At 69.1% G+C, this 22,013-nt stretch carries 15 protein-coding genes; 6 read left to right on the forward strand and 9 right to left on the reverse strand.

What is annotated here, in order from left to right; translation table 11 throughout:
• Positions 1-38: 38 nt before the first annotated feature.
• Positions 39-527 (reverse strand): hypothetical protein, encoded by a 489-nt coding sequence (locus tag WME96_RS05490; protein WP_433933855.1) that lies wholly within the window; start codon positions 525-527, stop codon positions 39-41.
• Between the two features lie 483 nt (positions 528-1,010).
• Here WME96_RS05490 and WME96_RS05495 point away from each other — a divergent pair, with 483 nt between their 5' ends.
• Positions 1,011-2,672: a glycoside hydrolase family 43 protein gene (locus tag WME96_RS05495; RefSeq protein ID WP_437289115.1), complete on the forward strand. Its 1,662-nt coding sequence runs from the start codon at positions 1,011-1,013 to the stop codon at positions 2,670-2,672.
• Between the two features lie 191 nt (positions 2,673-2,863).
• Here the strand turns inward: WME96_RS05495 and WME96_RS05500 are convergent, their stop codons facing one another.
• The 5 genes from WME96_RS05500 to WME96_RS05520 form a co-directional block, all read right to left on the reverse strand.
• Positions 2,864-3,886, reverse strand: a complete 1,023-nt coding sequence (locus WME96_RS05500; RefSeq protein WP_437289116.1) for an SMP-30/gluconolactonase/LRE family protein — start codon at positions 3,884-3,886, stop codon at positions 2,864-2,866.
• A gap of 190 nt (positions 3,887-4,076) precedes the next feature.
• Positions 4,077-5,726, reverse strand: coding sequence for a DNRLRE domain-containing protein (locus WME96_RS05505; RefSeq protein WP_437289117.1), 1,650 nt, complete (start codon positions 5,724-5,726; stop codon positions 4,077-4,079).
• A 219-nt stretch (positions 5,727-5,945) separates the two neighbouring features.
• Positions 5,946-6,578, reverse strand: a complete 633-nt coding sequence (locus WME96_RS05510; protein ID WP_437289118.1) for a hypothetical protein — start codon at positions 6,576-6,578, stop codon at positions 5,946-5,948.
• Positions 6,579-6,979: 401 nt separating this feature from the next.
• The gene (locus tag WME96_RS05515) at positions 6,980-7,909 is read right to left on the reverse strand and encodes a hypothetical protein (RefSeq protein WP_437289119.1); all 930 of its coding nucleotides are present in this window, start codon (positions 7,907-7,909) and stop codon (positions 6,980-6,982) included.
• Entirely contained in the window at positions 7,882-8,853 is a 972-nt protein-coding gene (locus WME96_RS05520) for a DUF455 family protein (RefSeq protein ID WP_437289120.1), read from the reverse strand. Before WME96_RS05520 ends, WME96_RS05515 begins: the two co-directional genes overlap by 28 nt.
• Before the next feature lie 257 nt (positions 8,854-9,110).
• Between WME96_RS05520 and WME96_RS05525 the strand changes: the two genes are divergently transcribed.
• Both WME96_RS05525 and WME96_RS05530 read left to right on the forward strand, forming a co-directional pair.
• Positions 9,111-9,440 (forward strand): DUF2325 domain-containing protein, encoded by a 330-nt coding sequence (locus WME96_RS05525; RefSeq protein WP_437289121.1) that lies wholly within the window; start codon positions 9,111-9,113, stop codon positions 9,438-9,440.
• A 519-nt stretch (positions 9,441-9,959) separates the two neighbouring features.
• Entirely contained in the window at positions 9,960-10,313 is a 354-nt protein-coding gene (locus tag WME96_RS05530; protein WP_437289122.1) for a DUF2325 domain-containing protein, read from the forward strand.
• A gap of 27 nt (positions 10,314-10,340) precedes the next feature.
• Here WME96_RS05530 and WME96_RS05535 read toward each other — a convergent pair whose 3' ends face one another.
• Positions 10,341-10,559 (reverse strand): hypothetical protein, encoded by a 219-nt coding sequence (locus tag WME96_RS05535; protein WP_437289123.1) that lies wholly within the window; start codon positions 10,557-10,559, stop codon positions 10,341-10,343.
• A gap of 45 nt (positions 10,560-10,604) precedes the next feature.
• Complete coding sequence (locus tag WME96_RS05540; RefSeq protein ID WP_437289124.1) at positions 10,605-11,192, reverse strand: PH domain-containing protein; 588 nt, start codon at positions 11,190-11,192, stop codon at positions 10,605-10,607.
• A gap of 226 nt (positions 11,193-11,418) precedes the next feature.
• Between WME96_RS05540 and WME96_RS05545 the strand changes: the two genes are divergently transcribed.
• The 3 genes from WME96_RS05545 to WME96_RS05555 all read left to right on the forward strand — a co-directional run bounded on the left by WME96_RS05545 (position 11,419) and on the right by WME96_RS05555 (position 20,762).
• Entirely contained in the window at positions 11,419-11,991 is a 573-nt protein-coding gene (locus tag WME96_RS05545) for a hypothetical protein (protein ID WP_437289125.1), read from the forward strand.
• A gap of 1,239 nt (positions 11,992-13,230) precedes the next feature.
• The gene (locus WME96_RS05550) at positions 13,231-20,274 is read left to right on the forward strand and encodes a polymorphic toxin-type HINT domain-containing protein (protein WP_437289126.1); all 7,044 of its coding nucleotides are present in this window, start codon (positions 13,231-13,233) and stop codon (positions 20,272-20,274) included.
• Between the two features lie 149 nt (positions 20,275-20,423).
• Entirely contained in the window at positions 20,424-20,762 is a 339-nt protein-coding gene (locus WME96_RS05555) for a hypothetical protein (protein WP_437289127.1), read from the forward strand.
• 281 nt (positions 20,763-21,043) lie between these two features.
• Here the strand turns inward: WME96_RS05555 and WME96_RS05560 are convergent, their stop codons facing one another.
• Positions 21,044-21,217 (reverse strand): helix-turn-helix domain-containing protein, encoded by a 174-nt coding sequence (locus WME96_RS05560; protein ID WP_437289128.1) that lies wholly within the window; start codon positions 21,215-21,217, stop codon positions 21,044-21,046.
• Positions 21,218-22,013 lie beyond the last annotated feature (796 nt).

A 22,013-nucleotide genomic window follows, 5' to 3' on the forward strand; every position in this document is an offset into this window, starting at 1 on the left:
CGCGAGGAGCGGAGAAGGCGAGAGCAGGGCGCGGCGCCTCAGAAGGCGGCGTCACGGAGCTTCGCCTTGTACTCCGCCTTGTACAGATCATGGCAGGTCTTGCAGCTCGCCTTGGCGCCGTCGATATCGCCCTTCTTGGCCTTCTCCGCGCCTTCCTTCGAGATCGCGACCCACTTCGGCATCCCGGGCGGCGGCTTCGACGCCACATAGTCCAGCGCCGACGCGATCTTCGCGCCGTCGCCGCTCGTGGTCGCCGACTGCATCACCGTCTTCATCCAGCCCTGCATCGGACAGGCCTTCTGTCCTTTTGCGCCGCAGCCGAAATCCTTCCCCTCGGCGACCGACGCGGGGACGTCCGCCGCCCCGCCCGCGGCCCGTGCTGCGCCCGCAAAGCCGCCGGCAAAGCCAATGCTGACGCTCATGACCATGGCCCCCATCAGCTTCATGCTTATCGACATCTGGCGTCTCCTGATCCGGTGAAGGGAAAGCTCAACACCCCATTGCAGCTCCCAAATGTGATCGTTCACATTCGCGGCGTCAATCCAAATCAGCCGATGATGGGGCGAGCTCTTGGCCGGAGCGCGCGCGAGAGTCGCCGCGCACGAGAGGCGATACCCAGGGCGCCGGCCGCCTGCGGCATCGAGCGCCAGCCGTCCGCGCGCAGACCGGCATCGAGCGCATCGGGCCGGCGATCGCCGCGGTCTGGCGCGTGCGCCCCCCGGTGACGCGGCGCTCCGGAGGAGCCCGCCAGCGTTGTCCTCCTTACCGGGCTGGAGGATCCCGCTCGGTCCGGTCGATTGGGTTTGACACCAGGAATGTGATCGTTCACATTTCGAAAGGGGTATACTTGTTCTTTGCCCTGGGGGGGCGTCCTGCGTGCCTTTGCGCGGGCCATCCTCTCATCTGACGGCGCCTCGTCGAGTCAGCACCGGGGGTGCGGGGCGCCAGCAATTCCGCTCGCGAGAGGATTCAACGTGCGCCTTAACACAACGTGGTACCGAGCAAGAAGAATGACCCTGTCGGCGATGGCGGTGGCCATCGTCGCCGCGATCCCCTCCCCCGCTCGGGCGGACAACCCGATCGTGCAGACCTTCTACACGGCCGACCCCGCTCCCATGGTGCACGAAGGCGTGCTGTACCTCTACACGTCACACGATGAGGACGTGTCGGTGAACAACTTCTACACCATGAACGACTGGAGGCTGTACTCCACGACGGACATGGTCAACTGGAGGGACCACGGCTCGGTCGCGAGCTACAGGACTTTCAGGTGGGGGACCGGCGACGCGTGGGCGCCGCAGGGGATCGCCAGGAACGGCAAGTACTACCTCTACGTGCCGCTGAACAACGCCACCGGCGCGAGGATCGGCGTCGGCGTGTCGGACAACGTGGCAGGCCCGTTCATGGACCCGCTGGGAAAGGAGCTGGCCGCGACCGGATCCGGCAACATCGACCCGACGGTGTTCGTCGACGACGATGGACAGGCCTACATGTACTGGGGGAACGCCACCCTCCGGTACGTGAAGCTGAACTCGGACATGATCAGCACCTCGGGGAGCATCACGAACGTGTCGTTGAGCGGCTTCACCGAGGGGCCGTGGGTCTACAAGCGCGGGTCGCTGTACTACCTCGTCTACGCCGCCATCTCCGGGACCGAGAAGATCAGCTACGCGACCAGCAACAGCCCGACCGGGCCCTGGACCGTCCGCGGCGACATCATGGGCGCTGGCCGGACCTTCACCAACCACGCCGGCATCGTCGACTACAAGGGGCACTCGTACTTCTTCTATCACAACAGCGCATTGCCGGGCGGCGGTGACTTCAAGCGCTCGGTCTGCGTGGAGGAGTTCACGTACGGGGCCGACGGCAGCATTCCGAGGATCAACATGACGACGCAGGGGCCGTCCGCCGTCGACACGCTGGATCCGTTCAGGCAAGTCGAGGCCGAGACCATCGCCTTCTCGTCCGGGCTCAAGACCGAGGTGTGCACCGACACCGGCGCCGGCATGAACGTCACGTCCATCAGCAATGGCGACTACATCAAGGTGAAGGACGTCGAGTTCCTGGACGGCGTGACCTCCTTCGAAGCTCGGGTATCGTCTGCTGCCGGCAACGCGAAGATCGAGCTCCACCTCGACAGCGAGAACGGCACGCTGCTCGGGACGTGTGACGTCTCGGGCGCGTCGTCCTGGACCACCAAGACCTGTACGGTCAGCGGGGGCAGCGGGAAACACGACCTGTTCCTGAAGTTCGTCGGTGACGGAGGCGGCGACCTCTTCAAGTTCAACTGGTGGCGGTTCACCGGACCCACCATGCCGGGTGACGGGGGCGACGGTGGCGGCGGAGGCGGTGTCGGCGGCAGCGCCAGCGCCGGGGGCACGACCTCGGGCAGCGGAGGCTCCGACGTGACGACCGGCACCGCTGGCTCGGGCAGCGGCGGCAGCGCCGACCCCTCCGGTGGCCCAGGCAGCGGTGGCTCGCCCGGCGCTGGCGGTCACGCGGACAGCACGCAAGCTGCCGGTGGGAACGGCGCGACAGGCGACGATTCAGGCGGCTCGTGCTCTTGCCGGACGGGCGCGACCACCGGGAACGGCGGGCTCGCCGCCGCTCTCTGGCTGGCCGCTTCTGCGCTCGTTCTTGGGCGTCGGCGCCGGTCCGGCGCCCAGCGATAGGGCTTCTCCCACCCACGCGCTCGAGCGTGGGTACAACGCCTTCAGGCGCGGAGGGCTCGACGCCCTCCGCCCGAAGCCTCGATGGTGAGCTGTGGCCAGCCCGCAGGCTCCAGGCGGGAAGGCGTGAAGAAGCGGCCTGGGATGCCGCGTCCCGTCCAGAGGGGTGATCAGCTGATGGGACCGAGAGCGAGCTACTCCACGGTGAGGAACGCGACGCTGCTGGCCAGGTCGGGGATGCAGAGGACGCGGCGCTCCGGATCGAAGCCGATGTCCGCGGTCGAGCCGAGGGCGTGATCCGCGGCCAGGTCGTACGCGAGCGCCCAGGCGCCGTCGGCCTCGACCCGGTAGATCTTGCTCGAGGTCCACTCGGACACCCAGAAGGCGTCTCCGTCCTTCTCGACACCATCGAACTTGCCTGCGATGTCGCCGATGCGCGCGACGGCCGTGCCCTCGATGTCGATGGAGAGGACCGACCCGAGCTCGCCCTCCGTGCTGAGCTCTCCGGTGCCCACCATGATGAGCGATCCGCCGTCGACGAGGATGCCGTTCGGGCCGGCGACCTCCTCGAACTCCAGGAAGACCTCGGCGCTCTCGGGGTCGCCGGCGTCGAACCGATAGACGACCTGCGCGAGCGAGTCGGAGGCGTAGACCTGACCCGTGGCCTCGTCGACGGCGACGTCGTTGACGAACTGGCTCCCTTCCATCGGGTACTCGGTGGCGGTGGCGTCCGAGAGGGAGATGCCGACGACCTTGTCGACGTCGGCCACGTAGAGGACGCCGTCGAAGACCCAGATGCCCTTCGGATCGACGAGCCCCTCGAACCACGTCGCGTCGAGGACCGTCCCGTCCTCGTCGAGCCGGCTGATCCAGCCCGCCTCGCCCTCTCCCCCGATGTTCGACACGTACCAGACCCGGTCCTCCGGATCCCAGAAGCAGCTCTCCGGTGTGGAGAACCCGTCCACCTGCCGGAAGTCGTAGGCCGGTCCGCCGCCGGCGCCGCCGGCGCCGCCCTCGCCGCCCGTGCCGCCCTCGCCGCCCGTGCCCGCGGAGGTGGTGGCCGCCTCGCCGCCCTCACCGCCCGCGCCCGAGGACGTGGTCGCCCCGCTCGATGTCGTGCCGGTACCGGGATCGCCGGCGTCGTCGTCCCCGCACGCTCCGAGCAGCGAGGTGATGCAGAGGGTGGCCAGCGCGAGGTGATGTCGATACAAGTTCATGATTTCCCTTACCTTTGTCGCCCCTTCGCGGCCGTACTTACAGGGGTTCGCGCGCCAGCGTCAACCGCGCAGCGCCTCGGTGAGCTGCGCGCAGGCGTCGCGGTGGTGCCGGCGCGCCGCGCGGGGCGGGGAAGGGAGGCAGGCGCTCCGCGAGGGGCGGGCCTGCCGGCGCGAGCGAGCGCGCCTTGCCTTACTGGACCTGGATCGTGAACTCGTCCGCGAGGCGGCCGTCCACGTCCTTGAAGTACGCGGTCGCGCGCTTCGGGTCCCCGTTCACGTTGAAGCGGATGAACAGGGCGCCGTAGTCGGAGGTGCCCGACATCAACGTTCCGTTCTTCACCCACTTGTTGCTCGCGTAGTACGACGCCCACCACGTGTCGTCGTCGTGGCTGGCCGCATCGTAATCGCGGAGGCCCACGCCGCCGAGGCCCGACACGAACACGAAGCTCCGGTTCGGGGCGAGCTCGACGAGGTTGAAGGCGCCGGTCTTGCCATGGCCGGTCGACGCGTTGCCCACGTCGGTGAGGGTCAGCGTGCGCGAGTAGGAGTGCTCGTGCCCCGTCGCGACGATGGCGCCGGCGCTCATGCACTCCTGGTACGCGCTCCAGCCCACCTCGTTCGACTTCCCGCCGACCTGCATGTCGTGCTGGTTCTTGTGCCAGGCGCACACGGACCAGATCGAGCTGTCGTTGGCGAGCGAGTCGTGGATGAAGCTCACCTGATCGGACGCGTTGGCGGCGCAGGTCGAGCGGAGCTCGCCCGTGCCGATACAGGACTGCACGATGAACAGCCCGCGGTAGTTGCACGTCGCCTTGACGCCGAGCTCGCCCGTGCAGTTCATGGCCGGCACGCGCGCGTGGCGGGCCTGGATGTAGCTGGCATACCCGCTCGCCCCGCCCCACGCCGCGGCGTCGTGGTTGCCGATGACGGCGAAGTAGGGGTAGCTCGAGCCGAGGATGTCGTTGATCCGGTTCTCCCAGGCGGTCGGGTTGCTGGCGTAATCGAAGTCGCCGTTGTGGATGGTCGCGTCGGCGCCCTCGTCCTTGATGAGGTTGAGGACCGCGTCCGCGTTGCCGTTGTTCCCCTGGTCGCCGATGAAGGCGACGAGGAGCCCCGGGTCGGTCGAGCTGCCGGTGCCGGTCGACGCGCCGTAGGTGATCGTGAGCTTGGGCCGCTGGGCGGCCGTGGCGTGCTCCGACGAGGCGAAGTCGATGCCGTCGGTGTTCGAGGTGCTCGCGATGATGACGCCCTCGTTCGACGTCCCGTCGACCCACGCCTGGACGAGCGCCACGCCGGCCGCGTTCAGCGTGATCGTCCTCGATCCGGTGCCGCCGGTGACGCTGCCCACGAGGCTGCCGCGGTCGGTCGCGCCCTTGGCGCCCGCCGTGGCCCACGCCGTCGAGCCGGTCGCGTTGTTCCAGGTGACCGCGGATTCGCTCCACGAGCGCTTCACCTCGTGGAGGTCGTACGTGCTCGAGGAGCCGTCCGTGACCTGGAGGGTGATCGACGCCGACTGGACGGTGCTCCCCGCGGGGATGCCGGAGACGGTCCATTTCAGCAGGCAGTACTTGTCGACGCCGGAGCCGTCGTCGCCGTCGGCCTCGCACGTGGTCGCCGCGCCGAAGTTCGTTGTCGCGGAGCCCTCCTTGATCGTCGCGTCCGTGGAGCCGGCGTACGACGAGCTCGGGAGAGAGCCCTGCTGGAAGGAGACCGTGGTCAGCGCCTGCCGGGCCTCCAGGACCTCCTCGATGTCGTCGTCCGCCGCGCAGGCGTTGACGACCGCGAGCGCCGGGAGCGCGGCGCAGAGGACGGCCTTCGACAGCCGGGACCAGCTCGTCATGAGCCGCTGGGGGAGGGGGGATTCAGCTCGCGCGCGCGAAGTCTGCATGAATGGGTGCCTTCCTTCTTCTGGGGTTGCCGTCGAGGTGAGCGTTGCGCGCGCAACGTAAGGGAAGAGCCGTTGAACAAGGTTCTACGTTTCTGTGATGATTCTGTTGCTTCCCCGGGCTTCACGGGAACGTCACGGCGTTGATCCTGGCGGATCACGCGGCGTGCCGCGTCAGTAGAGATCGCCCGTGCACTGGACGGCGAAGCTGCCTGTCGTGTCCTGCGTGCAGGCCGGCGCGCTGGAGCACCCGCCTTTGCCGGGGACGCGGGCCGCGGCGCTCACGCAGTCGCAGGACGGCTCCGCAAGGCACGAGGACGGTATCTGCTTGCAGGTCCTCCGCGCCGGCATCTTGAAGAGCTCATTGTGCGGGTCTTCGACGATCTGGCAGTACGTGTCGGCCGAGCTGCAGAAGTAGCTGCCGCAGGCGGATGTCCCCGGCGGCGCGGCGCCGGCGCACTCCTCGCCGCCGCCGATGCTCACGCCGGCGCGCGCGGCCTCGCAGGCGTTCGGGTAGACCTGCCCGTCGCAGGCGCAGACCGCCGTCGGCGTGGCCGTGTCGCACGACGTGGGGCGCTGCTGGCACACGCCGTAGTTGCCCGGGACAAGGCCTCCCTCGCCGCAATCGCCGGGCGGGTAGACGCAGTACTGGTCCGGGCCGCACGTCGCGCCGCCGCACGAGCCTGGCTCCGCGCCCGGGGCGTCCGGCCCGCAGGCCGCGAGCAGCGCGGCGAGGGCGGCGGCGCTCACGATCGACGCCGCGCTGCGCCTTCCATCGATCGCGCGTGTCGTCGCCGGTAGACTCATGTCGATTCCTCCTCTCGAGCAATGTTGAAGAAGAGAGAATTGAACCACAGAGGCACAGAGGGCACAGAGGGAGAGAAGAGAGATAGAGAAGAGTTTTTTTTTTCTTATTTTCTTCTCTCTTCCTCTGTGCCCTCTGTGCCTCTGTGGTTCAATTTTCTCCTGAGATCGGGGACGAACCCGGGCGACCGACGACTGGCGCGGTGATCGGTCGCGTCTTGGTGCAGCGAACGGGATGAAGACGACCGCGACGACGCCAGGGCAGCTCAGGAATTCAGTTCCAGGCGATCCTGGTGTCTCGGCGGCCTATCTCGTCGTCGTCGGAGCTCCGCTATAGAGGAAGCGAGCGGCCTCTTGTGCAACAAGTCCGTGTCGCGAGGGGAGCGAGACCTCCGCGCTGCGTGTCAGTCGCGCGCCGGGCCATCGAGGTCGGGCCGCGCGCTGCCCATGCCGGTGGCCCACGCCATCGTGTAGCGCGCGTTGATCTCGCACCGCGGGTTCCAGCGCAGGGCGCCGCGCTCGTCCTCCCAGCGGAAGGCGTCGATCCCGAAGGGGCCGAAATAGCCCGCGCCGGCGAGCGCCTCCCCGGCCTCGAGCGCGGCCTCGACGAGCCGACGGCGCTCGCCGCCGTCGAGATCGCCCTCGCCGGCGAGGGCGGCCCCCAGGTAGGCGCCGTTGCCGTCGCAGCGCTGCACGCACGGGGCGCCGAGGCGCACCGCGCCGCCGCGCGCGACGTGGCCGTGCAGCGAGAAGTCGCCGCGGCGCTCGACCCAGGGCTCGACCTGAAGGCCGCCGCCCGGGGAGGCGACGGCGAGCGACGCGACGGCCCAGGGGCGCGCGTCGGGCGGCAGGGCGCCGCGGGCGACCCGGCGGCGGCCGCGCCCCGCGAACCCGAACGGGCGCTTGAGCAGCCAGTGGCCCGACGGCGTGGGCGCCGCGATCGCGGCCTCGAGCTCGGGGAGCGTGGCGACGTAGCGCGCGCCGGGGAGCGTCTGGCCGAGGTCCGCGCAGAACCTCCGGTGGTTGACGCGGCGGAGCACGTCGAGCGGCGGCGCCTCCGCCGCGGCGACACCGGCGCGGCCGAGGAGGCGCAGGGCGCGGGGCGTGGGGCACCACGCGCGGCCGATGAGCGGGGTCCCGGGCGGCGCCGGCGGCACGAGCGGGGAGGGGAGGGCGGGGCTGAGCACGACGTCGCCAGGGCGCAGCAGGGCGGCGACCCGACCGGCGAGCTCGAGCGCCCGGGCGGCGACCGCGGCGCGCGGGGTGTAGCCCGCAGGGCGCGCCAGCTCCTCGTCGGCGTCGAAGTTCAGGACCCAGGCGCTCGCTCGGTCCATGAGGCCAGCGCGTCGAGGAAGGACTCGGTGAGGCCCGACCGGCTGCGGTCGCGGCGGTTCATCGGCTCGCCCCGCATGAGCAGCGGCGAGAGGGGCGCCGGGATGTGGCGGACCCAGGTCTCGAAGTCGATCGGCCCGGCCGGCACGGCAGCGCCCACCCCCGGCGGCGCGCCTTCGCCCGGCCCGGGCGGCGCGGCAGCGCCCACCCCCGGCGGCGCAGCTTCGCCCGGCCCCGGCGGCGACCCGCGCCCGGCGCCCGCGCCCGCCTGCGTGAAGCGGCGGAACCAGCGGACACCGAAGCGCACGTGCGGGATCTCCTCGGCGCAGACCCGCTCGGTGAGCGCGGCGCCCTCGTCGTCGCCGATGGCGCGGAAGCGCTCGGCGAAGCGCGCGGTGTGGTCGAGGTTGCCACCCTCGAGACCCATCCCCATCACGGCCACGAACTGCGCGGGCGACGCGGCGGAAGGCACCCGCGACCAGAACCAGTCGCGGACGGGGAAATCGCCGAAGCGGTGGCCGATCGCGGCGAGATAGCGGGCGTAGAGCTGCATGTGGCGGACCTCGTCGAGGGCGATGCGGACGAGGCCGCCGCGGAAGGCGCGCGGCGTGTCCGGGAAGGCGAGCAGCGCCCACGCCATGAGCTCCGCGGCCTGGAGCTCGTGGTGCAGGAAGGCATGGAAGAGCTGCGCGCGGCGCGCGGGGTTGCGCAGCGCCTCGGGCCCGGGGCTCTTCTGGGCGCGCGCCGAGATGCGCAGCGCGGCGGGCCGGCCGGGGCGCTCGAGGCGGCGCGGCGGGGGCGGCGCCGTGTCCGACTCCCAGGCGGACGGTACGGGCGGCGGAGCGAGCTTGTGCTCGAGGTCGGTCGAGAGGACGTAATCCCAGGCCCAGCGCTCGACGGTGCCCGGCGGAGGCGCGTCGCTGGACGGTGCAGAGAGAGACGACATGGCGCGGCAGGGCAGGCGGCGCTGCTCTCCTACCACAGCTCGGACGGGCCCGCGCGCGCCCGCGCAGCGCGGCCCGCGACCGCCGCGCCGGGCCAGCGCTCGCCCGCGCCGCCGAGCGCTCGCGGCCGCCCTGTCACGTTGACAAAGGCCTCCGCGCCGAGACGACATTTTGCCGGGGAATAAACCAGAACGTGGCGATTTGCGCGGGAGAAGACCGGCCGAGGAGGGTGGCTTACGGCTTGCTCTGAGGGGATCGCATGAAGGCGGAGCGGCGTTCCCAGGCGGTCGACAGGAAGGGCGAGGAGCAGACGGTGCTTGTCATCGGGGGCAGCGGGGGCATGTCCAGCCGCTACCGCGATGTGGCCGAGAAGCACGGCTGGTCGCTGCGCCACTACGAGAACCGCGTGCCGCCGGGCGCGCGCCGCGGCGTGGGTAGGATCGCGCTGGTCGTGATCATGGTGACGATGGTGTCGCACGCGCTGCGCGATCAGATGCAGAGCCTCGCGGCGGAGGGCGCGCCCGTCGTGTACCTGCGCAGCGCCTCGGTCTCCGCGCTGCGGGCCGCCCTCGAGCAGCGCGCCGGCTGACATCGGGTCAACCTTCCGCGGCCGGGGAGGATCGCCCCGACGCCGACGGACGACAGCGGCCCCGAGCGGCCGCCAGCAGCCCCAGCCGCCTCCAGCCAACGCCTCTCCTCCCGCCTTCCTCCTGACCAGCGCGAGCGCGCCTGTCCCGGGTCGCCCCTGAGCAATCCCCTCGAACTCTTCGGAAAGTTCACAGGGAGGCGGGGAGGAAAATCTTCGAATCACTCCCCGTCTCCCCGCCTCCCTGTTCAATTTCTCCGCTGAAAAGGGCTGCTCAATGAGGGGATTCCTCAGGGGTCGCTGCCTGTCCGGGGGCCGCGGGGCGCCGGAGCCTGCCACCAAGACGCGCGCCGTCGCGGCGCCCGCGCTCTCCATGTCACGGTGACAAGGACCTTCGCGCCCCGAGGACAAATTGCCCAGGATCGGGCCGGGAATAGAGCGCAAACTCGATGTTTCCACGGGAGATCGCGCGTCGCGGAGCGTGGCTCGCGCCTTGCTCAAGCCCCCTTCGAGGGAGATCGCATGAAGGCGGAGCGTCGTTCTCAGGCGGCAGACAGGAAGCGCGAGGAACAGACGGTGCTTGTCATCGGGGGCAGCGGGGGCATGTCCAGCCGCTACCGCGATCTGGTCGAGCAGCACGGCTGGTCGATGCGCCATTACGAGACCCGCGTGCCCCCGGGGGCGCGCCACGGCGCGGGGAAGGTCGCGCTCATCGTCATCATGGTGACGATGGTGTCGCACGCCCTGCGCGACCAGATGCAGAGCCTCGCGGCGGACGGCGCGCCCGTCGTGTACCTGCGCAGCGCCTCGGTCTCGGCGCTGCGGGCCGCGCTCGAGCAGCGCGCCGCGCTCGCGCTCGAGCAGCGGGCAGCCTGAGCCGCCGCGGCGGGCGCCGAGCCGCCTTCAGCGCACGCCGACGAGCCGCTGCATCAGGCGCTGGAACTCGGGGACCGAGAGGTTGATGTGCTCGACGACACGGCCGTAGAGCGTGGCCGTGGGCACGTTCCGGCCGTTGAACTCCCGCTCGAGCTCGGAGAGCTGCCAGAGGATGATGCGCTCGGCGCGGGTCAGGCCGTCGCGCACGTCCGGGAGATTGTCGTACGGGGATCGACTCGTGGACATGTTCTGGCTCCGATCAGACCCGCGCCGCCGCGCACCGGCGCGCGCTCACTGCACGACCCCGAGCACGCGCTGCTGCCGCGCGAGCTCCGCCGCGTTCTTGATCGCCTCGAACAGCTCGCGCGAGGCCGGCAGCCCCCGGATGACGAGCTCGGGATCGCTCGCGTCGCGCGTGAACACGCGGATCTCGGCGATGTCGAGCAGCCGCTCCATGAACGACTGGCGGAGATCGATGTCGTGCACCCGCCAGAGCTGCAACGTCTCGACCCGCCGGGTGAGCAGGCCGGCCTCGTAGTCGATGGTGCGGTCGGTGATCTTGTAATGGAGGCTCTTGCGCTTCCAGTGCAGGACGCCGAGCCACACGAGGCCCACCAGCACGAGCGAGAGCACGCCCGCCGCCACGTACGACCAGAACCACGCCTTCCAGCTCGGCGTCCCCTCGAAGATGAGCCGCGCCCCGCCCGGCGAGGGCGCGAGCGCGCCGCCGGCGGAGGCGAGCGCGCTGCCCGCCGGGGCGAGCGGCGCAGCGGAGGCCGCGGCGGCCACGGTCGCTCGCTCGTCGAGCATGCTGCCGCAGTAACGGCACTTGATCGCGGCGTCCTGGATCTGCTCCGCGCAGAAGGGGCACGGTTTCACGCGGGCGATTGTAGTACGGGGCGCCGCCGGGAAGCACGCCCGCCGCTCGCGCCGCCAGGTCGGCTAGGATGTGGTTTGAATTACGTTTGCGCGCCGAGGCGGACCGCGCCGGGGGTCGCTGCGGAGCTCCCGATGGCCGCGATTGCATTCGCCGGTGACCCTCGTCAGGATCGGCCCCACCCGGCACGCGACGCGCCTCCGTCTGGCGCCCGGTGGAGTGATCTCGATGAGCAACGTCAAGGGCAACGCGCTGGGGGGGTTCAAGAGCTTCGTGACCGCGCAGCACGGCGCCGCCGGCGTGGCCCGGTGGCTGGAGTGCCTGAGCCCGGAGGACGCCGCGCGCGTGGGCGGCATCGTCCTGCCGCACATCTGGTACCCGGTGAGCCTCTGGAACAGCCTCGTCGACCGCTACGTGGCGCTGTACGGGGACGGTCATCCGCAGTGCTTCCGGGCGGTGGCCCACGCCATCGCCGAGGAGGACCTGCAGCGGTTCTTCACGGTGCTGCTCAAGGCCGCGTCCCCCGAGACCGTGCTGCAGCGGTCCTCGTCGCTCTGGGAGCGCTACTTCGACGAGGGCACGATGGAGGCGACCTCGGTCGCCGCGCGGCGCTTCTCGGTCCGCCTCACCGCGTCGCGCCTCCCGGACCGCGGCCCCGGGCCGGTCACCTGCGCGGTGGGCGTCCCGGCGTGGCAGGAGCGGATCATGGCGCGCATCGGCGTCAAGGAGAGCCGCACCTTGCACACGCGCTGCCGCTTCCGCGGCGCCAAGGCGTGCGAGTTCGAGGTGACGTGGTCGTGAGCCGGCCGGAAGGCGCGCGCGGCCGCGGAAAGCGCCCGCCCGCTCGTCGGGCAGCTTCGCGCGTCGGGAAGCCCGCCAGGAAGTCCCGGTCGGAGAGGCGCGAACGCAGAAAATTATAGTAATATCGGCATCTTACGTCCGTTTCGCGGCCGAGGGGGCTCCGACGTGGCCCACCGCGGGCCCAACGGGCCACCCTCCGCCGCCGCGTCGGCCGCTGTCGAGCGGCCCGCGGCATCATCGGTCGGGGTCGGCGCCTGACCCGACGGGGCGGCGCCGAAGGGTCGCGCGGGCATCGTGCAAGCGGATATTCAGCCTCGAGCCCGTGGTCTCGAACGGCTCAGGGCGACGGATGCCGGCGGGGCGCAGGTGGTTTCGAAAGCCATGCGCCCCATTGCGCCCCGGCAGGGGATCGCTCGGCCCCATGAAGACACGCTCCATCGGTGGGCACATAGCCAAATAGGCCCGAAGCGCGCGCGACATCGGGTGAGAGTGCCAAGGCGCGCGGGTCATCCGTCTTGTTCTCGTCGAGCACCACCCATGCGGCAATGGATTGTTGGCAATGATGCGCGCCGGAAAGGTCGCGAGCGCGAGTATCCGGTGAATGACCTTCGCGATATCTTGACGCGAAGAAGCCTCGAGATGTCCCGGCATCATGGAGATCGCGCGAACCGCATGATCGAGCGTCAAACGAGGGAGAGGGACGGGGCCGGTCCCATCCTGGACATGTGGTCTTCCCCAAGGACGCTTCGGAACGCGGTCAGCGGAGCAGCTACCACCATGGGCGACGGCGTGCTCGGCGCGAGGCGCCAGAGCCGCTGGCTCGTCGATGGCGTGATGGCACGCCCGCTCGTAGCGGTGCCACGTGGCACGTGCCACGTGCCAGCCGAGCGGTGCCACGTGGCACGTGCCAGCCGACCGGAGTGAGCATGACCGCGAGAATGGAGGGACCTCCGCGCACGGAAAGGGGGGGACGCGCAGCGCCGAGCGGGTAGCTCGTGCGTCAGAAGGGGATCCCTCAGCGTCGTTACGAGACAGGGGCGCGAGAGGTAGCTCCGCCAGCCTGCGCACGGGGGCGGACCGTCCGCGGGCGGATCGAGGACCGTCCACGTACCGTCCTGAGGGACGGTCCGCGAGGAGCCGCCGGCTGGACCTTCTCGATCGACACAACTTCGAGCGCTGGCACGTAGGCTGCTCTGCCCTGGGCGTAGATCGCGCCGGCCCGTGTGAGAGCGAGCCGGCGTGCGACGGGATCTGCCTGCGCGGGGTCTCCCTCGCAGCGAGGCGAGAGTTCGTGGACTGGCCACGTGCGCGGCCGTTCGCTTGGCTTTGCTTTTTATGAGCATTTGCCTTGATGAGGAGAGACTTGTGATGAGTAACAAACCAAGATCGAAAATTCGACCGCCCGAGCCTTCCATGGCCTCGCGGGAGGCTGCCGGAGTCGAGCCGCGCGCGACGCGATCCTCGACGCGCTCCATGGCATCGAGGCGTGAGGCCCTCGTGGGCGCGCGCGCCGCGGCAGCTCTCGTGGTTTCATGCGTCGCGATGGCCAGCTTCGCGGGTTGTCATGGCGACAGCAAGATTCCGCAGGTCGAGCAGGTCGAGCAGGTCGCGCAGCAGCAGACCTACGTCCCGCCCGACCCCGCGCACGTCTTCACCGACCTCGCGCCCGCCGCGCACATCTTGCCGGCGACCGCGCGCGACTACCTGCCGGGCTCTGGCGAGGTCGGGGCGGATGGCGCGTACCACTACGCGTTGCCGCTCCAGGTTCCCCCGGGGCGCGGCGACGTGACGCCGCAGCTCTCTCTCGGGTACTCGAGCCGCTCGGGCAACGGCCCGCTCGGCGTTGGATGGAATGTCGGCGGGCTCTCGACGATCCACCCGTGCGACGCGGTCGTCGCGACCGACGGGATCGCCGCCGAAGGTGACCGGCTCTGCCTCGACGGCGCGCTGATGGTGAAGATCGGAGCGTTCGAGTTCCGCACCGAGAACGACATGATCGCCAAGATCGTGCGCCACAACGACTCGGACGTCAACTGGACGGTGTACCTGAAGGATCACCGGATCCGGTACTACGGAAGGGATTCCGATGACGGCGACGACAAGGCGCACAGCTTCCCGCTCGTCGAGGAGCGCGATCGCTCAGGGAACATCGCCCGCTACACGTACAAGGACACGTCGCCTCCCCTCATCCAGTCGATCGAGTACACCTTTCATACGAGCGGCGCTGCGGCGCAGCGCGAGATCGTGTTCAACTACAAGGCACGCCCCGATCCGATCGCGCGCCGCGTGAGCGGCGAGGCGTTTCTCTGGGACGAGCTGCTCGACACGATCGTGATGAAGGCGCCGAACCCCAACGCCAAGGCCACGGTATGGACCTACTCCCTGGGTTACGAGACCAGCCCCGACACCGGCTACTCGCGGCTGACGACGGTGGCGCGCTGCGGGGCGGCGGGCGGCTGCTCGTATGCGCGCGAGTTCGACTACTCGAGGTGGAGTGAGCTCGGCGGGGAGCGGTTCGAAGACAAGGTGACGTCGTTCCCTGGTGTTCCGCTGGACCCTGCGTCGCCGATGCTGGTAGCGGACGTCGACGGCGACGGCGATGATGACGTCGTGTACCAGGATGCCACGGGCCAGCACCGCATCCACATCGGAGACGGCGAGCTGCCGCTCTCTGGCTCCTTGGACGTGTCGAACATCGGCTTCATGGGAAAGTCGCAGCCCGTCGACATCGACGGAGACGGCGCGAGCGAGATCGCCGTGCTGGTGCTGCACGGGACCGAGGAGGATATCGAAGAGGCGGACACCGCGGCGGAGTTCCAGGCGCTCTACCATTACGAGATCTGGCGGTGGAACAAGGACGCCCTGGACTTCGAGCTCGTCCCGGGCGTGCTCCCGGCGAACGCCGCGACGGCAGCCCCTGACGCCATCATGGACCCGACGTGCCGCTTTGGAGACATATTCGGGGCCTGTGATCACCTGTTCTTCGCTGACCTCAACGGAGACATGCTCCCGGACATCGTCAAACCGTGGGACGCATCCGTCGAGAATGTATATCAGCCGACAAGATTCGAGATCTACCTGAACCTCGGCGGCACGTTCGGTCCGCCGATGAATCTGCCGCTCGAGCTCCCACCGCATCAGAAGTTCGCGTATCACACCTGGTTCCACACGACGGTCCGCGACGGGCGGCATTTCGTCCGCTACCTGCGCTACCACGACTGCGCCTCGTGCACGCTGGAGTATGACTCGTGGATCGTGGGACTGCGCGCCGACGGGACAGCCGAGACGCTCCCTTTCGGCGATGACCCATGGAATGATGGAACCACCGGGCCGAAGCCGACGGACATGGATCCCGACGGAGACGGGGTGCGCGAGCTCCGGTGGCTGGCTGCGACCGACCCCTGGTATCCGAGCCACATCACCCCGATACGGGCCGACATCGACGGCGACGGGCGCGAGGACGTCGTCCTCCACGACAAGAACGCGGACACGATCTCGATCCAGCTGTCGAAGACCCTGGCGAACTCGTCGGCGCCGGTGTACGCGCCGTCGAAGACGCTGACCCACAACCGAGATCTCGCGAAGGTCGTCACCGGCGACTTCGATGGCGACGGTCGCGTCGACATCGCAGGCATCGAGAGCGGCGCCGACAGCAAGGTCGTGATCTGGCCCCAGTTCAACGAGTGGCAGAACGTCGGGATCGCGACGTTTGACGTCGATCTGCTGACCAGCGTCCGCGATACGGACGGCGCGTTCCTGAATCGCGAGGACATCGTCTACCGGAACGATACGCCGACGGGCGAGGTGTCCGACGTGCTTGAGAGCGCCAGCCCTCCGGTGGCGGCGGCGGACTGCTCGTCCTCCTATCCCGTCGTCTGCATGAAGCGCGGCATCACCGTGGTGGCCGAGCACGCCACCTACAAGCCGACGATGTGGGCCTTCCCGTCGGAGCGGCGGACGCGGTACTCGTACTTCTACCCGTACATCGATGCGCTGGGCCGTGGCTTCCTCGGGTTCCAGATGATCCGGTCGTGGGAGCCCGAGCTGGCGGTCGAGAGCGAGGTTCGCTTCAGGAACACGGATCGCGTAGGTACCCGATATCCGTTCGCGTTCATCCCCTCGTCGACGCTCACCACCACGCTCATCCTCGACGTCGAGCTGTACGGCCAGCAGTTCCCGGACCCGACGGCGCTCGCGCGCGTCGTCAAGACCAATCACAGCTTGTCGTATCGTGCTCTCAATGGCGACGAGACCTACGTCGTCAACAAGGAGATAACCACCGAGCTCGAGTGGGAAGTAGACGTCGATGTGGTCTGGGATCCGACGAAAGCCGGCGTTGTGGACTATCTTGGCGGCGTCGTGACCCCCAAGTTCGCGCCTCGCATGCGCAAGGTCGATCCGACGTTCGACGACTACGGCAATGTGATCGCGCAGGTCGCGACGACCGAGGATGGGGTCCGCAGCGAGTTCACGCTCGGCTACGAGACGGCGAACACGACCTGGTGGCTGGTCGATCTGCCGAAGGACTATCGCTTCCGGTCGTGGACACCGAGCCTGCACAACGCGCCGTCCTACCGGCACGTGCGGTTCCAGCACGACGCGCAGGGACGGCTGACCACGCAATGGATCGAGCCGACCAGCACGGACAACGACATCAAGCAGACGATCACGTACGAACGCGATCCCGCGTACGGCAGCTACGGCCAGGTGACGGGCGTGACGCGGACCGCGCCGGGGGTCGTCGAGCCGCGGTTCATCGGCGTCGACTGGCACGACTCGACCGATGAGCAGATCTTCCCGTCGCGGGAGTGGAACGGACTCGCGCACACGACCACGTTCGTTCACCATCCGGCCTACGGGTTGCTGCTCGCCGAGGCCGACCCCGACGGGGTCGAGACCTTGTACCAGTACGATGATCTCGGGCGCCCGCGCGGGAAGGCGCTCGAGGGAGGCGACAGCGTCGCGCTCGCGTACGCCGAGCAGAACGAGGGGCGTCTCTCGGTGACGGCGACGACCGCGTCCGGGGACGTCCGCTCGACGGTGCTCGACAAGCTGGGGCGGCCGACGATGCGCACCGTCCGTGGCATGGACGGAAACGTCAAGCAGATGACGATGACGTATAACGTGCTCGGGTACCTGCACGGCCTATCGAACTGGGGCGACGGCGTGGGAGCTGCCCCTGTGACGCAGCACTGGTATGACACGCTCGGACGCCCGCGCCGCGTCGACCGTCCGGGCGGCACCGAGGTCGAGACGACGTACTCCGGGCTGTTCGAGGCGACCCACCACGACGCCAAGGGCGCCGCGAAGCGCCAGATCGTGGACGTTGACGGCCGCCTCGTCGAGACGTACGCCGTCGTCGATGGGGTGGAGGTCCTGTCGTCGCGGATCGTGTACAAGCCGTTCGATCTTCCGGGGATCACCCGCGACGCCGACGACAACGCGACCGAGCTCTTCTATGACCAGCTCGGCCGCAGGGTCCGCGAGGAGGAGCCGAACGCCGGCACGACGCGGCTGTTCTACAACGGCTTCGGTGAGATCCGCCGCGCCGAGCGCGGCACGGGCACGGTGGACGCGACGATCTTCAACCGCGATGTGCTCGGTCGCATCCACACGATGGATACGGTCGCCGGCACCATGACCCTCAGCTGGGACGCCCTGAATGGCACCGGCAAGCTCTGGAAGGAGTTCAGCCCCGACGGCATGCGGGTGGTGTATAGCTACGACGAGGTAGGGCGGGTCAGCGGCGGCAGGTGGTGGAAAGGGGACGGGAGCGAATGGTTCGATCTTGACGTGGAGCGAGACGAATACGGTCGGGTCATCAAGACCATCTACCCGGAGGCCAACGGGCAACGCCTCACGATCGCGAACGTGTATGACGGCGCGTACGTGGAGCGGGTGGAGGACGTGACGGATCCGGCAAATCCGGAGCCGCTCTGGACGATCACCGAGCGCGCGGCCAACGGAGCGCTCAGCGCCGGCGAGTTCGGCGACGGGGTCGCCTACTACGCGGCCCAGTACGACGCGATGGGGCAGCCGACTCGCCTGCAGGCCTACCGCAGCCCGAGCGACTACCTGATGGACATCGAGTACACGCCCGACGCGAACGGCAACGTCGAGCGGCGCGAGGATCACGTCGTGGGCCGCGTCGAGACGTTCGGGTACGACGAGCTGCACCGGCTGCGGCAGTGGACCAACACGAGCGGCGCGACGTCGCTCTCGCGGAGCTTCGTGTACGATCGGATCGGCAACCTCGAGAAGGTGCTGAGCGGCGCGACCGTCCTCGAGGAGTTCGTCGATCGAGGCGCCGCTGGTCCGCAGAAGCTGGATCACTCGACTGGCGGCGTGACGTACGACTACGACCACCGCGGGCGCCAGACACGGGCTGGCAATCGCAGCGTCGTGTACAACGCGTTCGACTTGCCGCGGCAGGTGACGCGGAGTGGAACCACATGGTACTACCAGTACACGGCGTCCGGCGAGCGCTTCCGCGAGGCCGATCCGCTCGGCATTCTGGAGCGCATCTACGCCGGCGGCCTGTACGAGCGGCACAAGGCCGGGTCGAGCCAGACCCATATCCATCACGTGCACGGGCCTGATGGACCGGTGGCCGACATCATCATCAACGCCAGCGGCCGCCGCGTGAGCTACGTGGTACCCGACGCGCTCGGCAGCACCGCCGTGCGATTCGACGAGACGCTCGCCCCGGGCGCAGCGCCGGAGCGGTTCCACTACGAGCCGTTCGGTCGCCGTATCGAGGCCGACGGGAGCGCGTGGGCGGGCTCGTGGGGGGCGCTGACGCTCGGCTTCGCGGGCGTCGAGCAGGCCCCTGCGGGACTCATCCAGATGGGCGGCAGGGCCTACGACCCGGTCCAGCGTCGCTTCCTCAGCCCCGACCCGCTGGTGAGCGACCCGTACTTCGACCAGGCGAGGCACCGCTACAGCTACGTGCACAACAACCCGGCGACGCTCACCGACCCGACCGGCTACTCACCGGGCGACCCGTGGGGACCGGTCCCGCCCGCCTGGTTGTGCGGCTACGTCAGCCCGGTCCAGCTCTCGTTCGGGGCCTACGCGGGCGGCAGTCCGCTGCCGCTGTCCCAGCCGCGCGCGAGCTTGCCCGACATGACGCCGGATTCGTTCCGCAGCGCCACGCCGGCGGGGCCGCAATTCACCGGGACGGGGTACGCCGGCGGCGACAGGGTCGCGCGGTTGCTCATCGATTACGGCGTCGACGCCTGGCTGCAGGAGAACGGCGACACCGCGATCAATGTCTCGCTCGGCGTCTCGTACGTCGCACTGACGGTCGCCACGTACGGCATGGCGGCCGAGGCCGGCGTGTTCGCCGGCGTGAGCGCCCGCGTGGCGAGCTTCGGGGCGACCTCATGGCGGGCGGTCACGGGTGTCGCTGGCGCGATCGGCGAGGGAGCGCGGCGCTACGGCAACCAGGTGACCCGGTGGGGCGCGCAGTTCACGCGTGTGATCCGCGGTGCGGGGGAGGCGGCGTCCTCCACCGTAAGGGCGGGAGGCCGCATGTGCTTCGCGCCTGGGACCCAAGTCCTGATGGCGGACGGCTCGACAAAAGCCATCGAGGAAGTGCAGCCCGGCGACCTGGTGGTGGCTGATGACCCGGAGGACAACGAAGGATCTCGAATCCAGGAGGTCACCGAGGTCCACGAAACGGCGACTTACCGAATCTTCCATATCGAAGTCGCCGGTGAGAATGGCGGAAGCATTCTCTCGACGGGGCGTCACCCCTTCTGGACCACGCGGGGCTGGGTGGCAGCCGAGGAGCTTAGGACCGGCGATCTGCTTCAAGATGAAGTCGGGCGCCAGGTCGAGATTGCAAGCATCTCTGTCGAGTCCAGGGATACTCCGACGTTCAACCTGAGCGTGGCCGGCGATCATACATTCTTCGTTGTCGCCGGCCAAACACCTGTTCTGGTTCATAACGTTGACCCGTATGATATCTGGTACTCGCAGGACAGCTACGACCCCACGTTCACCCATGGGCCGTGGAAAGGTAGGAGCCTCGCGGAAGCGATCGCCGAGGCGCGCAGGCTGAACAGGCTCCCCGATGGTCTTACTCTGAGGGCGATGAGAATGGGAGACGGGACCTGGGCCACCCTCCATAACCGTACGCTTGCGGTAGCGAGAGCTGCGAACCTTCAGAACGTCAACCCGATCGACGCGGGAGCGAAGGGGCTCAACCAGCTCAATAAGCTGCTGCGAGACTCCGGTCTCGCCGGTCCAGTCGAGGATGCGGTTATGAGGTGCAAATGAATAATGAGAGGTGTGGAGGAACGTTCCTCCTTCAAGAGACGGAGCCCAAAAGTCTGATAGGTTGCTTTAATTCGACCACCTCGGACACAGGGCCTGGCTGGGTTCAAGGATCGCTTTTCGATGCGCCGGGGAGCATGGCGTTCGTAGACATGGGGAACAAGACTGAGCTTGTCTTGAGTCGAGGTGTCGCGTTCTCTCTCGTCAGTCTCCTTCACGTGCTGGTCGCGCAGAACGCGTACATTCGCGATCCTGATGCGCCACGGATGTGTGAGCCCGTCGAAGCCGGGAGGATCGCCGTGAATCACCGGCCGGGCGCGAATGACAGAATCATTGCTTCTTGGGTGCCCGATCCCGAGTACATCACGTGCCGAGTCGTGGAGGGTCAGGTCGAGTGGCGACTGCGTGAGGACATGGCCATCGAGCTCGCGTTCGCCCTTGTTCGCCATCTGGCACGGATCGCCGCGGGTGTAGAGGCCAAGAGCGCATGACCGAATAAGCGTTTGCTCGAACGCAAGCGACTCGCGAATCCCCGGGTCGGCGTTCGAGCAAGCGTCCCCTCCACTCAACGACGCTCTCGGACCCTTACCGGCTGGCCGGCCCCGTCTTCTGGTCCGACTCCCCCCGCGCCACCATGACCGTGCTCGTGTTGTGGAACCCTTCGACGCTCCCCCGAACTTCGCGCTCTGCCCGTCGCGCCTCACCCCGAACATAGCTGAGAGCGCGCCGCCCGGCGCCGGCAGGGCGGCGCCCCCGGCGGCTCCCTCAGGGATCACCCCTCCGCGTCGTCGTCGTCGCCGGCGACCTCATCGGTCGCCGTGCGCCGCCCGAGCCAGCGGCGGAGCTGCGTCCGGTGCACGGCCAGCGCGCGAGTCGTGCGCGCCACGTTCCCCCCTTCGCGGCGCAGCACCTCCTCGATGACCTCGTCGGCGGGCAGTGACGCCACTTGCGCCTTTCGCCGGGGTCGACGACGCGGGATGCGGGGCGGTGCCGGCCCGCCGGGCACCACTCGGCATCCTGGAGGCGAGGCACCGGTCCAGCTACGCCCTATGCGCTCATAAAAGCCCGGCGACCTTCACCGGCCCACCGGCTACCGGGTACCTCCCGCCTGGCCATGCGGCCTTTTCGCCCACGCCGTCCATCTCGCCATTGAGCCGGTCCAGCTCTCCTGATCTCCCACCCCGCGAGATCCTCACCGCTCCCGGTCTCCCCTCCTTCACCCAGCGACCCCCCACGCCTCGCCGAGGTGGCGGCGGATGCTCGCCCGCGCCCGGTGGGCGCAGAGGCGGGCCGCCATCTCGGTACACCCGAGCCGCGCCGCGACCTCGTCGAGGCTGCACCCCTCCTCGCGCCGCGCTCGTCGCCTTCGATCACGCGCTCCATGGCCTCTTCGGCGGAGGGCTCGGAGGGAGCGACGAAACGATGAACCTGAGAAGCGACGGCTCGATGCATGGATGTCTCCCCTTCGGAAAAGCGCGCAACGCGCGCCACCTCGCAGCAGCGGGTCAATGGGATCGCGGCCCTCGAATGACGTCCGAGCGGCTCGCCGGAAGCGCGCGCGAGCCGGCCTGCCCCGCGCTGCGCGCCACGACCGTGCTCGCGGCCTGGCCGTCGCCCCGTGTTGGTAGCACGCTGACACGCTGACACGCTGGCACGCTGGCACGCTGGCACGCTGACACGCTGGCACGCCCGAGAAGGCGAGGTCGACGTCGCTCATGGTCCCGTGCTCCGGGTCGAGCGGG

The sequence above is a fragment of the Sorangium sp. So ce406 genome (genome assembly GCF_051474675.1).
GTDB lineage: Bacteria > Myxococcota_A > Polyangia > Polyangiales > Polyangiaceae > Sorangium > Sorangium cellulosum_G.